This window comes from Salinisphaera sp. LB1 (assembly GCF_003177035.1).
In the GTDB taxonomy this organism is placed as follows: Bacteria; Pseudomonadota; Gammaproteobacteria; order Nevskiales; family Salinisphaeraceae; genus Salinisphaera.
In genome coordinates this window covers 1,092,803-1,105,823 of sequence record NZ_CP029488.1, presented here as the reverse complement: position 1 = coordinate 1,105,823, position 13,021 = coordinate 1,092,803, and the positions used below count along the sequence as shown (strand labels likewise).

The window sequence follows — 13,021 nt, the reverse complement described above, 5'->3', positions numbered from 1 at the left end:
ATTCAGGTCGTCGGCGGATAGACGAGCAGAATTAAATCGCCCGCGGCGGTGAGTTTATAGCCGGGCGGGAAGTCGCGGGTATATTGCGCCGGCGTTGTCCTCCGGCGATGAAACTTGAGCAGGAGGACGACCTTGCCTTTATGGCGCGCCTTCCTCAGCCAGCCGGGGAAGGCATCACGGGCGATGTTCTTGTCGGCGGCGACATCCGGGTAATCCAGACCGTAGGCCAGTTCGCCGCGATTATCCAGCAGCTTGATGTCGCTGCGATCCAGCGCCCAGGCCAGACTGTAGGCGACCCCGTCGTCGTTGGTGAGCACATCGACCGCCTGCGTGAACGCCGGCGCGTGCGCGTTGATGAACCAGCCGGGCTGCTTGGCATCGATAACCGACTGCGGCAGGGCCCAGGCCAGCAAAAGCGCGAGCACGCCCGGGCAGAGTGCGGCCGCCGCCCATCCGCGCAACGGCCAGCGCAGCTGCACGAGGCCGAACAGGCTCCAGCCGGCGAAGCTGACCAGGCTGAGCGCGAGCGCCCGGGTGTCGCCGGCGCCGTAAATGTGTTGATCGGGCCGCGACAGCCAATACACCGCGCCCACACCGATGAGGCCGAAAACGATATTGATGGCACCGTTGACCCGCAGCACCCGGGTCGCGGCGCGGTCCACCGCCGCCATCACGCCGTGGCCGGCAAGCAGGGCCAGCGGCGCGAAGCAGGGCAGGATATAGGTCGGCAGCTTGCCCTTGGCCACGCTGAAAAACAGCAGCGGGAACACCAGCCAGCACAGCAGATAAATGAATTCGGGCGCTTCGCGCCGTTCGCGCCAGGCGTGCCACCAGGTGACGGGGGCGACCCCCAGCCAGGGCAGGCTCCCCGCCAGCAGCAGGGGAAGGTAATACCAGACCGGCCCCGCGTGCTGGGCATGGGCACCGGCGAAGCGCTTGATGTGCTGCACCCAGAAGAAGTAGCGCCAGTAGTCCGGCGCCAGCAGTTGAATCCAGATCGCCCACGGTGCGCTGATCACAGCGGCCGCGATGACGGCCACCGGGCCGTATACGAGCAGTTCGATGAAGCGTCGCCGATAGATCATGTACGGCAGGATCGCCACTACCGGCAGGGCCAGCGCGATGAATCCCTTGGTCAGAAAACCGGCGCCGCAGGCCAGGCCGAACACGATATAGCGCGCGATGCGGGCTCTGGGTGTCCGCGCGTCCAGGCACAGGCAGAACGTCGCCATGGCGGCGGTCATCCAGAACGAAAACATGGCATCGAGCACGCTCATGGTGCCGACGCCGTAGACCAGCAGCATCGATAGGTAGATCAGCGACGCGGCGACGGCGGTTTGTGCCGAGTGCCAGAAACGGCGCGCCAGCCAGGCCACCAGGGCCGCGCTTGCCGCGGTCGCCGCCACCGACGCAAAACGAACGGCGAAGTTGTCGTGGCCGAAGATCAGCTGCGACAGATTATTCAGCCAGTACCCGAGGACGGGCTTTTCGAAATAACGCAGGCCCAGCAGGTGGGGCACGATCCAGTGGCCGGTGGCCAGCATTTCCCGGCTGATTTCCGCATAGCGGGCCTCGTCGGGGATCCAGAGCCCACGGGTGGCGCTCGGAAACAGATAGAACAGCCCGAAGAACAGGGCCACGCTCCATTTATTCAGCCGCATCGTTGTTTGCGTCCTCGGGCGCCTGCTGTGCCAACCATCCTTCCCGGCCTTCGATAGGCCCCGCAGTGATCCGGCCCGGCGGTATGCGCTCGATATCCGTCGGGAGCAGCTCGCCGAGCGGGCGGAATCGAATGCCGCGTTCGTGCGCGCGTGCCAGCAAGCGGTCGAACGCATCGGCCAGCACACCGCCTTCGACCTCGGCATGCACGGTATACACGTTCAGCCGGTTCGGGCGGATCCGGTCCAATACGAGGTCGTTGAAGGCCGCGGCATCCACATCGCCTCCGGCCCGTTCGTCGTAGGTCGGCAGATCCACCGGGATCTGCGGTGCGCCGAGGCTGTGGTCGGCCAGTCGTGGCCGGAAGATCGAGTGGCCCCGGCAATCGCTGTTGTAGCGAAAACCGAAGCGCTGCTTGGCTTCGATCACGGCCGGCGTGGTTCGCCAGCCGGCGGTGGCGGAACAGTCGACGTCCCGGCCGAGGATCTCGGCCAGCGCCCGTGTCCCGCGTTCGATTTCCTGGTCCAGCCAGCGTGCCGGCCGGCGATCCACGTTGACTTGCCAGCCGTGATGATCCCAGGCATGCAGGCCGATCTCGTGGCCAGCCCGGTCGGCGCTGCGAATGACGTCGGCCAGGCCGCGCCCGATCCTGCGCCCCGGCCAGGCCGTGCCCGCCAGCAAGATCGGCCAGCCATACAGCGCGGCCGCATCCGAGCGCAGCATCTTGCGCAGGAACGCCGGCTTGAACAGACGCCAGACATGACGGCCCATGTTGTCGGGCCCGACCGAGAAGAAAAATGTCGCGCGCAGGTGGTGTTTGTCCAGCGTCCGCAAAAGCTGCGGCACGCCGTCGCGCGTGCCGCGAAAGGTGTCGACATCGATGCGCAGGCCGGCGTCAATCATCCGTGTTCGGGTCTTCGAAGAGCCCGGTCAGGAAAAAGTCCAGCGTTTTCTCGACGGTCTCCTCCAGCGCGATGGTGGGCGTCCAGTCCAGCAGGCGCCGGGCGTTGTCGATGCTGGGCCTCCGGTGTGAGACGTCCTGGTAGCCTTTGCCGTAGTACGCTTGGCTCTCGGTCACGTGAAGGCCGGCGAACGGCGGGAATCGATCGCGCAGTGGATGCCGGTCGAAGCGGTCGACCAGCAGCTCGGCCAGTTCGCGGATGCTCGCTTCATTGTCGGGGTTGCCGATATTGATGATGCGGCCATCGCAGCGCCCGCCCTTGTTCTCGACAATACGAAACAGGGCCTCGATGCCGTCCTCGATATCGGTGAAGCAGCGCTGCTGCGTGCCGCCGTCGATCAACTGAATCGGCGTCCCGCTGACCAGGTTGAGGATGAGCTGCGTGATCGCGCGCGAACTGCCGATGCGGGCCGAATCCAGGCTATCCAGCCGCGGCCCCATCCAGTTGAACGGGCGGAACAGCGTGAACGCCAGCCCCTCTTTCTCCCCGTAGGCCCAGATGATGCGGTCGAGCAGCTGCTTGGAAGTCGAATAGATCCAGCGCTGCTTGTTGATCGGGCCGACCACGAGCTTGGATGTTTCCTCATCGAATTTATCGTCCTCGCACATGCCATAGACTTCGGATGTGGAGGGGAAAACGATGCGTTTGCCGTATTTCACGCAGTAACGCACGATCCGGAGGTTTTCCTCGAAGTCCAGCTCGAACACCCGCAGCGGGTTGCGCACGTACTCGATCGGCGTGGCGATGGCGACCAGCGGCAGAATCACATCGCACTTCTTGATGTGATATTCGATCCATTCGTGATGAATGCCGATGTCGCCTTCAACGAAATGAAAATGCGGCCGGTCCAGGAAACGGGCGATGGTATGGGTGCCGATATCCATGCCATAGACTTCATAGCCGCCATCGGCGAGCAGTCTTTCCACCAGATGATTGCCGATGAAGCCGTTGACGCCAAGAATCAATACCTTGGTGCGTGGCTTTTGCCGTACGACGGTTCTGTCGCGCGGACCAAGCTGCATGCCCGCGACCAGCCCCATTTCACGCGCGAGTTGGGCGCCGCCGACCGGCAGCCCGCCACTGGCCTGGCCGGACCGGATCTCCAGCAGGTTTTCGCCGCAGGCGATACGCAGCGGGCTCGCCGATACGACCGTTCCCGGGGCCGGCGTTTGCTGGTCCGTGGTCTGGACAACCGCCGCCTCCCAGACCCACAGCTTGCGATCGCCGGCAAAGGAAAACGCCCCCGGGTAGGGTGCGGTCACCGCGCGCACGAGTCGCTCGAGCCGATCGGCGGGCAGGTGCCAGTCGAGTTCGCCATCGGCGGGTGTGCGGCGGCCGAAATAACTGGCCGCGGTCTCGTCCTGGGGCGCGAGCGTCACGCGGCCGGCGCGCAAATCGGCAAGACAGTCCGCGAGTAGCGCCTGGGCCGCGGCGTTGAGCTTGCGGTGCAGCGACAGCGCCGTTTCGTCGACATCGATGGCGACCTCGCGCTGGGCGACGATCGGGCCGGCATCCGGGCGCTTGATCATCTGGTGCAGCGTCACCCCGGTGCGCTGCTCGCCATTGACCAGGACCCAGTTGGCCGGGGCTCGGCCGCGATAGGCCGGCAGCAACGAACCGTGCAGGTTGTAGGCGCCCCCGCCCGGAATGGCCAGAATGTCGGCGTTGAGCAGGTTTCGGTAGTAGAAGGAAAAAATGTAGTCCGGCGCGAGCGCGCGAATATGTTCGACCCAGAACGGGCTGTTGACGTCTTCCGGGGCATGCACCGGAATATCGAGCCGCGCACACAGGCGTGCCACGGATTCGAAGAACGGCACCTCGCCGGGGGCGTCGGCATGGGTGAACACGGCCGCGATATCGAAGCCCGCCTCGACCAGCGCGCGAATACCGGTACAACCGATATCGTGATAAGCGAATACGACGACTTTCACGATTCTTCTCCCTCTGGCTGGCTGGCCGGCGCGTTGCTACGCACGACTTCCTGGACGAAATAACGCGGCCGGGCCCGGACGTCGTGGTACATGCGTCCGATGTACTCGCCGAGCAGGCCCATGGCGATGAACTGGGCACCGACGAAGCCGAACAGAATGGCGAACAAGGTGAAAACACCATTCCCGGACCAGGCGGCGCCGAACAGAATACGGGTCACGATCAGCAATGCGGCGAGCAGAAAACCACAGAACGCGATCACACCGCCCAGGATGCTCAGCAAACGAAGCGGCGCCGTGGTCATGGAGGTGACCAGGTCGAACATGAGATGGATCAGGCGCAGCGGCGTGTACTTGGACTCGCCGTAGCCGCGTTCTTCGTGGTTGACCTCGATTTCCGTGGTATCGCGCGCGAAGCTGTTGGCCAGGATCGGGATGAAGGTGCTGCGCTCGTGGCAACCCAGCATGGCTTCGACGATATGCCGACGGTACGCGCGCAGCATGCAGCCGTAATCGTGCATGTCCACGCCGGTCGAACGTTTGGCCGCGTAGTTGATCAGCCGCGACGCCCAGCGCCGTGCCCGGGAGTCCTGGCGATCCACGCGTACCGTGCCGATGACGTCGTAGCCGCGATCGGCGGCCTCGACCAGTCGGCCGATCTCCTCGGGCGGATTCTGCAGGTCGGCATCCAGCGTGACCACGAGATCGCCCCGGGCCTGTTCGAATCCGGCCATGATCGCAGCATGCTGGCCGTAGTTGCGGTTGAGTATCACCGCGATGACGGGCGCGTGCTCGCGGGCGGCTTCGGCCAGCACGCCGGGCGAACCGTCGCGACTGCCATCGTCCACCAGGATGATCTCGTAGCGCCGGCCCAGCGCCTCGCAGGCCGCCAGGGTACGGCGCAGGAGTTCTTCCAGCCCCGGGCGCTCGTTGAACACTGGAATGACGACAGAAACACAGGCGATGGGATGGCGGCTACGCACGATCGATATCCAGAATGTGGTTCAACGCCGTGCCCACGCGGTCGACGTCGGTGTGGGTCATGTCCGGGAACAGCGGCAGGCTCACCAGGCGTTCCGAATTCCATTCCGTATTCGGCAGGCTCAGGCCGCTGAAGCGTTCCCGGTAATATTTCTGTCGGTGTACGGCCTTGAAGTGGATGCCGCTGCCGATGCCCTGCTCCTGCAGTTGCCGCATCAGGCCGGCGCGATCGATGCCGCAGCTATTTTCGTCCACACGCACGATCAACAAGTGCCAGGCGTGCGTCTCGGTATGGGCGGGCACGGCCAGCGGCTGCAGCGGCGTTCGCGCCAACCACTCTGCGTAACGTGCGGCGAGCGCGGCGCGGCGCGCGTTCATATCGGCAAGTCGATCGAGTTGCACGATGGCGATGGCCGCGTTGATGTCCGCCAGGTTGTACTTGTAGCCGGGCTCGATGACTTCCGCCTGCGGTTTGCGGCCGTGGCTCTGCCGGTCGTAGGCATCCACGCCCAGGCCATGAAATTTCAGGCTGCGTACCCGGTCGGCGAGTGTGGCGTCGTCGGTCACGACGACCCCGCCCTCGGCGCAGGTCGCGTTCTTGATCGCATGCAGGGAAAAGATGGCCGTTCCGGTCTCGCCGATCCAGCGGCCGGCATAGCGGGTGCCCAGCGCGTGCGCCGCGTCCTCGATCACGGCGATGCCGTGGCGCTCGGCCCGTTGGCGGATCGGATCGATATCGACCGCCGCGCCGGCGTAATGGACCGGCACAACGGCCTTGGTGCGCGGGGTGATCGCGGCTTCCACACGCTCGGCATCAAGCATCAACGTATCGCGATCGACATCCACGAAAACCGGGCGCGCGCCCAGCAGACAGATGAGATTGATCGTCGATACCCAGGTCTGCGACGGGGTGATGACTTCATCGCCCGGGCTGATGTTCAACGCCGCCAGTGTGACGTGCATGCCGGCAGTCGCCGACGACACCACGACCGCATGGCGGCTGCCGAATCGCTGGCAGAAAAGCGCTTCCAGTTCCTGATTCCTGGCCCCGGTGGTAATCCAGCCCGAGCGCAGTACGGCACTCGCGGCCTCGATCTCCCGCTCGCCGATCGAAGGGCGGGAGAACGGGAGGAAGTCCGAATCGAAATCTGGCCCCACGTTTCAACCTCAGCAGTAATGTGAGCGCCATGGTAGTGCCTTGGCGTCAAATAAAAGTTAACCCCGTTTCCCGCAACGCCGATCAGCGGGCCGGGCGCACCGGCGGCCGACGGGTTTCGGCGTCATGCCGCCGGCCGGCGCCGTCCGCCCGGGTTCGGGCACAATCGCAGGCCTGACTCGTTCCGGAGCCTGTATGCGTCATGCCGAGCCCCGTGCAGCCGTCGCCACGGCCGATCCCCTGCAGGCCACGCGCTATGTTCTGCGAAGCCGCTTCTTCCGGTTGTTCGGCGGTGCTTACGAACTGCACGACAGCCGGGGCCGCCTGTGCCTGTACGCCGAGATGAAGCGCTTCCGGCTGAAGGAGGATATTCGGATCTACGCCGATGCCGGCCGGCGCGACGAAGTCCTCCGTATCCGGACCGACAGCATCTTTGACTTCTCCGGCGCCTACGACGTCGAGGACAGCCGCGCGCAGGCGCGTATCGGCACCCTGCGCCGCTCGGGTCTGCGCTCGACCTTCGTGCGCGATCATTGGCAGATGCTGGATGCCGCCGGCCAGCCCTTGGCGGAGCTGACCGAGGATTCGCTCGGCAAGTCGCTGTTGCGCCGGCTGATCGAGTTCGCCGGCGAGATACCACTGGTGGGGCTGCTCGGCTACTTCTTTCCGCAGCGCTACGCGCTGACCCGGCACGACCGGCCCGTCGCGCATTTTCGCCAGCACTTCAATCCGTTCATCTACAAGCTCGACATCGACCTGTCGCCGGGCGAGAGCGGCGCGGTTGACCGGCGTCTGGCGATTGCCATGGCCGTGCTGCTGGCCGCCATCGAGGGGCGGCAATAACCCCCGGGGCTCGGGTGCGCATCAGGCCGCCACGACGGCCTGATGGATATCGGCGACCAGCGAATCGATCAGTTCCGGCGTGGTATTCCAGCTGCAGACAAAACGCACGCCGCCCTCGCCGATGAAGGTGTAGAACGTCCAGTGGCGGGCCCGCAGCGCGTTCTGCAAGGCCGCCGGCATCTCCAGGAACACGCTGTTGGCCTGGACGTCGAACATCAGCTTCACGTCCGCCAGATCGGCCACACCGTCGGCCAGGCGCCGGGCCATGGCGTTGGCGTGGCGTGCGTTGGACAACCAGGCGCCGGTTTCCAGCAGGCCGAGCCAGGGGGCGGCCAGGTAGCGCATCTTCGAGGCCAGCTGGCCGGCCTGCTTGCAGCGGTATTCGAAATCCAGCGCGAGCCGCTTGTCGAAGAAGATCACGGCCTCGCCGAAGGCCAGCCCGTTCTTGGTGCCGGAAAAACACAGCACATCGACACCGGCGCGCCAGGTCAGCTCGGCCGGCGATACATCCAGCCCGGCGCAGGCGTTGGCAAAGCGGGCACCATCCATGTGCACGCGCAGGTCGTGGTGGTCGGCGACCTCGCGGATCGCGCGCAGTTGTTCCAGGTCGTAGACGGTGCCGACCTCCGTGGCCTGCGTCAGCGAGACCACCCGCGGGCGCGGGTAGTGAATGTCGCCGCGCTTGGTCACGGTGGTTTCGATGCCGCCGGGCGTGATGCGGCCGGAGTCGCCCGGTACGGTCAGCAGCTTGGAACCGTTGGAGAAGAACTCGGGGCCGCCGCATTCATCGGTCTCGATATGCGCCAGCTGATGACAGATCACGCTGTGGTACGACTGGCACAGCGACGCCAGCACCAGCGAATTTGCCGCCGTGCCGTTGAACACGAAGAACACTTCGCAGTCAGTCTCGAACAGATCGCGAAACGCATCGGACGCTTCGGCCGTCCAGCGGTCGTTGCCATAGGCCAGATCATCCGCCGCATTGGCGCGATGCAGATAATCCATCGCCTCGGGGCAGATCCCCGACGTGTTATCGCTGGCTAAAAAACGCGGGGAGCTGGCGTCGTCGTCGGCCACCGTTGTAGCGGTCTTGGTTGTGGACATGCGCAAACCTCGGTTCTTGGACGTTTCAGCGGCGTATCGCAAGGCGGCACGGTTGCGTTGTCAGGTGTCCGTGCTGGCCGTTGCCTTCGATGGCATGCAGGAATCGTGCGATCGCGACGGCGATGACAGGGCGGCGTGTTCAGGCTGTGCCGCGCATCTTACACCCGCATTACTCTGGGGCGCGTCGAGGTTTGTTGCGTGCCTGCGGCCGGCGCTGCGTTACCGCGCGCCCGTGCAGTATCACTGAAGCCGCGGCCGCGTGCGCTTATGCCACCATCACTGCCCCCGGGAAAGCCATGCAAAAACGCCGCCTCGCGGGCGGCGTTGCGTGACGGTACGATGCCGGCTGTGCCCGGCATCGGCGATGGCATCGTCGCGATCAGATCTGGCCGCGAATGATTGCCAGCATGCGCTTGAGCGGCTCGGCTGCGCCCCAGAGCAGTTGATCGCCCACGGTGTAGGCGGTGAGATATTCGCCGCCCATGGCCAGTTTGCGGATACGTCCGACCGGTACGGTCAGTGTGCCGGACACGGCCGCCGCGGTGAGATGCTCGAGCGTGGCGTCCTTGTCGTTGGGCACGACCTTCACCCATTCGTTGTGGTCGGCCAGCATCTGCTCGATCTCGGCCGTGGGGATGTCGCGCTTGAGCTTGATGGTGAACGCCTGGGCATGACAGCGCATGGAGCCGATGCGTACGCACAGGCCGTCCATCGGGATCGGCTGATCCTGGCGGCCGAGAATCTTGTTGGATTCGGCGCCGGCCTTCCATTCCTCCTTGGACTGGCCGGATTCCATCGGCGCGTCGATCCAGGGCAGGGCCGAGCCGGCCAGCGGATAGCCGAACTGTTCGACCGGGAAATCCGCGCCGCGCATGGTGGCGGTGACGTCGCGGTCGATGTCGAGAATCGCGGAGGACGGCGTGTCGAGCTGGGGCTTGACCGCGTCGTGCAGCGCGCCCATCTGGTTGAGCAGCTCGCGCATGTGGGTCGCCCCCGAGCCGGAGGCGGCCTGATAGGTCATCGCTGACATCCACTCGATCAGGTCGCGCTCGAACAGCCCGCCCAGGCTCATGAGCATCAGGCTGACCGTGCAATTGCCACCGCAGAAGGTTTTGGTGCCTTTTTCCAGCTCGGCATCGATCACGTCGCGGTTGACCGGATCGAGCACGATGGTCGAATCGTCGGCCATGCGCAGCTTGCTGGCGGCATCGATCCAGTAGCCGTTCCAACCGGAATCGCGCAGCGGGCCGTACACCTCGCCGGTGTAATCGCCGCCCTGGCAGGTCACGATCACGTCCATCTCGGCCAAGGCAGCGATGTCCTTGGCGTCGGCCAGGGCCGGTACGTCGCGGCCGATATCCGGGCCGGGCTGGCCGGCCTGAGAGGTGGAAAAGAAGACCGGTTCCAGCCCCTCGTAGTCGTTGTCGGCCAGCATGCGTTGCATGAGGACCGAGCCCACCATGCCGCGCCAGCCCACGAAACCGACTTTCAACATTGTATTACCTCGAATGTCGTCTGGTTGCGTTGTATCCATGCCGAAGTCTAACGCGGACCGCGCCTTTCGCCGAATCGGCCGGCCCGGACGCGATCGTGGGTCGCCCTGGGCGGGCCGCCGCGCACTCTATATTCCGAAGGAAATGCCTGTGCGCGCCCATCACCGCTTTGCGTTCCTTTGCCATAGGCACGCTATGGCGCAGTCGCGCGTGTTGTCCGTGGATAGTCTTCGGATGCTCGGCTCCCGAGGCCGGCGTCTGACGACAACAATCGGTCGCCTGCGAAACAGCCGCATCAGTTTTCGCGACCCTATTATTAATGTTCCGAGCCCGGGTCGGGCGATGTCACAGAAACTCAAAGTGAAGGCCGGGACAATGGAAAGTCGGGACAAATATGGCAAGGCATTCATTCTGAACACGGTATGTCCCGGTCGTGCCGGTACCGTGGCGTTGATTTCGGAGTTTCTCGCGGAATGTGATTGCTACATCATCGAAATGGATCAGCATGATGATTCGCGGACCGGTCTGTTCTTTGCCCGTACCATGTTTCGGGTCAGCGCCGATCGGCCGTTATCGGCCGAATTCATCCGTGAGGAATTTGCCGAGCGGTCGGCCGACTGGGCGATGGACTGGCGGCTCTACGACCCCGATGAGCCCGTACGGACCATCATCATGGTGTCGAAGACGGATCATTGTCTGCTCAGCCTCCTGTATCGACAGCAGCTGGGTAAACTCAACATCGAGATCACCGCGATCGTATCCAACCATCGAACGCTCGAGGATACGGCACGAATGTACGACGTGCCGTTCCACTACCTGCCTGTCAACAAGGACAACAAGATCGAACAGGAGGACAAGCTGCTCGAGTTGATGCGTGAGACTGATACCGAGTTGCTTGTTCTGGCCCGTTACATGCAGATTCTTTCCGAGCATGCCTGCGATAAACTGCATGCGCGTGCGATCAATATTCATCACTCGTTTCTGCCGGGTTTCAAGGGCGCGCATCCCTACGAGCAGGCGTTCGAGCGCGGGGTGAAGGTGATTGGTGCGACCGCGCATTATGTCACCGCCAATCTCGATGACGGGCCGATCATCGAGCAGGTCGTCGAGCGGGTGGACAATCCGTACTCACCGACCGATCTGTCCGATGTGGGACGGGATATCGAAACATGGTCGCTGGTTCGTGCGGTTCAGCTTCACGTTGAACGCCGTGTGTTCATCGATGGCAGAAAGACCATCGTGTTCCGCTAGGCGCGATGCATCGTCACGCCCGGGGTGTCGGAATCGTCGAACATGCACTCTCGGGGCCTGTCTTGATGTCAAAGTGCGCTGTCGAATCATGAACTCTTTCGGGGCGCTCGATGCCGGTACGTGGATCGACCACTACCTGAATGATCTCGCCCGAGCGCCGTCGTCCCGGATGCGTGATTCGCCGCGCACCGCCCTGGCTACGTTGCTATCACGCCACGGCGATCCACAGCGGGGCCTGCGCGTCGTGCGTATTGCCGGATCCAAGGGAAAAGGCAGCACCGCGTTGATGCTCGAAGCCATGCTGACTCAGGCGGGGTGGCGCACCGGTGCTTTTGTTTCACCACATATTGAACACTGGTGCGAGCGTATTCGCGTGGCGGGCGGGCCCGTGCCCGCCGATGAATTCGCCGCTGTTCTCGCCGAATTGGCCCCCGATGTGGCAGCGCTGCGCCGGCGACCCGGGAGCGGGCCGGATTTCTTCGAAGTCTGTCTGGTGGCGGCGCTGTTGATATTCGTGCGCCGTGGGCTTGATGTGGTTATTGTCGAAGCGGGCATTGGAGCGGCTACCGACGCGACGGCCGTACTGGACGCCGGTCTAGCGGTGCTGACGACCGTCGAGCCCGAACATTTGCAGGTCATCGGTCCGGAGCTTGGTGATGTGGCCCGCGAAAAGGCCGGGGTGCTTGCGGCCGACCGCACCGCGATCATCGGACGTTTGCCGCCGGTAGCGGCTAGGGAAGTCGAGCTTCGGCGACAGGCGATCGGTGCGCGCCTGCTTTGGCTGGGCCAGGATTTCCATGTGGAGCGCGATGCCCGACCGTCATCGGGCCAACTGCGGTACTTTGAGCCCGATTATGAACTGCCTCTGACGCTTGCACCGGCCCTCTACTGGCTGGCCGATAATCTGGCCCTGGCGGTCGCGGCAGCCCGTCGAATACCCGATATCACAGTCGACGAACGCAACATTGCCAACGCCTTGATCGATCTGCGATTGCCAGGGCGGTTGGAGCACTTGGGCGACGCGCCGATATTTCTGGCCGACGGCGCGCATACGCCAGCGTCCTCGGTGTTGCTGGCCCGGATGCTGTCCGAATACGACGTCAGGCCCCGCATTCTGGTGGTGGCTTTTTCTGCCGGGCACGGGCCCGACGCTTTGTCGCCCGGGCTTTGGGGGCTGGCGGATGGCATCGTAGTCACACAAGCGGATGCAGCGCGTGGTCGTGACCCCAACGATATAGCCGGCGAAATCGAGGCGTTGCACTGCGCTGCGGCACCGGTCCATGTCGAGGTCGATCCGACGACAGCGCTACGCGGGGCCGCAAGATTGGCCGGTCGGAACGGATTGGTCTGTGCCACCGGATCGGTTCATCTCGTGGGCCGAACCCGGGCTTATGCGCGAGAAAGAGGCTGGTCCGAGCCCGAGGATCAAAGTTCGAAGCAACGAGCCGGCTTGTCGGGAAGGCGCGGGGCGGCTCGGCCATGTGGCGGGGCAGTCCATCGAAATCCAGACATACCAGGCGACGGCTCAGCGCAACATGACGTCGCATGGGTTCATGCACTCCGAAAAGAACTGTCGCAAGTTGATAAGCATCACACTGAGTCGGAGTCGCAAGGCGCTCCCGACGGCTGCAACTGAAAGAGGAC

The 13,021-nt window shown here is 64.2% G+C and carries 10 protein-coding genes; 3 read left to right on the top strand and 7 right to left on the bottom strand.

What is annotated here, in order from left to right; translation table 11 throughout:
* Positions 1 to 2: 2 nt before the first annotated feature.
* Genes arnT through arnB form a run of 5 tightly spaced genes read right to left on the bottom strand, consistent with a single transcriptional unit; the run spans position 3 to position 6,688 of the window.
* Positions 3 to 1,661, bottom strand: coding sequence for a lipid IV(A) 4-amino-4-deoxy-L-arabinosyltransferase (gene arnT / locus SALB1_RS05005; RefSeq protein ID WP_109992860.1), 1,659 nt, complete (start codon positions 1,659 to 1,661; stop codon positions 3 to 5).
* Positions 1,648 to 2,559 (bottom strand): 4-deoxy-4-formamido-L-arabinose-phosphoundecaprenol deformylase, encoded by a 912-nt coding sequence (gene arnD / locus SALB1_RS05000; protein WP_109995277.1) that lies wholly within the window; start codon positions 2,557 to 2,559, stop codon positions 1,648 to 1,650. Before arnD ends, arnT begins: the two co-directional genes overlap by 14 nt.
* Positions 2,555 to 4,552 carry a bifunctional UDP-4-amino-4-deoxy-L-arabinose formyltransferase/UDP-glucuronic acid oxidase ArnA gene (gene arnA / locus SALB1_RS04995; RefSeq protein WP_109992859.1) on the bottom strand — a complete coding sequence of 666 codons (1,998 nt, stop codon included), beginning with the start codon at positions 4,550 to 4,552 and terminating at the stop codon, positions 2,555 to 2,557. Before arnA ends, arnD begins: the two co-directional genes overlap by 5 nt.
* Entirely contained in the window at positions 4,549 to 5,532 is a 984-nt protein-coding gene (locus SALB1_RS04990; protein ID WP_109992858.1) for a glycosyltransferase, read from the bottom strand. The genes arnA and SALB1_RS04990 overlap by 4 nt, the downstream gene beginning before the upstream one ends.
* On the bottom strand, positions 5,525 to 6,688 hold the full coding sequence (gene arnB, locus SALB1_RS04985) for a UDP-4-amino-4-deoxy-L-arabinose aminotransferase (RefSeq protein WP_109992857.1): 1,164 nt from the start codon (positions 6,686 to 6,688) through the stop codon (positions 5,525 to 5,527). Before arnB ends, SALB1_RS04990 begins: the two co-directional genes overlap by 8 nt.
* A 193-nt stretch (positions 6,689 to 6,881) precedes the next feature.
* Between arnB and SALB1_RS04980 the strand changes: the two genes are divergently transcribed.
* The gene (locus tag SALB1_RS04980; RefSeq protein WP_109992856.1) at positions 6,882 to 7,529 is read left to right on the top strand and encodes a hypothetical protein; all 648 of its coding nucleotides are present in this window, start codon (positions 6,882 to 6,884) and stop codon (positions 7,527 to 7,529) included.
* 21 nt (positions 7,530 to 7,550) lie between these two features.
* On the opposite strand, the gene SALB1_RS04975 is transcribed toward SALB1_RS04980, so the two are convergent.
* Together SALB1_RS04975 and asd are read right to left on the bottom strand one after the other, a co-directional pair.
* Complete coding sequence (locus tag SALB1_RS04975; RefSeq protein ID WP_109992855.1) at positions 7,551 to 8,633, bottom strand: low specificity L-threonine aldolase; 1,083 nt, start codon at positions 8,631 to 8,633, stop codon at positions 7,551 to 7,553.
* 379 nt (positions 8,634 to 9,012) lie between these two features.
* On the bottom strand, positions 9,013 to 10,128 hold the full coding sequence (asd, locus tag SALB1_RS04970) for an aspartate-semialdehyde dehydrogenase (RefSeq protein WP_109992854.1): 1,116 nt from the start codon (positions 10,126 to 10,128) through the stop codon (positions 9,013 to 9,015).
* Here asd and purU point away from each other — a divergent pair.
* On the top strand, positions 10,094 to 11,377 hold the full coding sequence (gene purU, locus SALB1_RS04965; RefSeq protein ID WP_222843059.1) for a formyltetrahydrofolate deformylase: 1,284 nt from the start codon (positions 10,094 to 10,096) through the stop codon (positions 11,375 to 11,377). The genes asd and purU overlap by 35 nt on opposite strands.
* Complete coding sequence (locus SALB1_RS04960) at positions 11,310 to 13,013, top strand: folylpolyglutamate synthase/dihydrofolate synthase family protein (protein WP_179950707.1); 1,704 nt, start codon at positions 11,310 to 11,312, stop codon at positions 13,011 to 13,013. Before purU ends, SALB1_RS04960 begins: the two co-directional genes overlap by 68 nt.
* The last annotated feature ends 8 nt before the right edge of the window (positions 13,014 to 13,021 follow it).

Coding starts and splice junctions, on each gene's coding strand:
- arnT (WP_109992860.1), bottom strand. CDS start 1,661: ATGCGGCTGAATAAATGGAGCGTGGCCCTGTTCTTCGGGCTGTTCTAT.
- SALB1_RS04980 (WP_109992856.1), top strand. CDS start 6,882: ATGCGTCATGCCGAGCCCCGTGCAGCCGTCGCCACGGCCGATCCCCTG.
- SALB1_RS04975 (WP_109992855.1), bottom strand. CDS start 8,633: ATGTCCACAACCAAGACCGCTACAACGGTGGCCGACGACGACGCCAGC.
- purU (WP_222843059.1), top strand. CDS start 10,094: ATGCCGCGCCAGCCCACGAAACCGACTTTCAACATTGTATTACCTCGA.
- asd (WP_109992854.1), bottom strand. CDS start 10,128: ATGTTGAAAGTCGGTTTCGTGGGCTGGCGCGGCATGGTGGGCTCGGTC.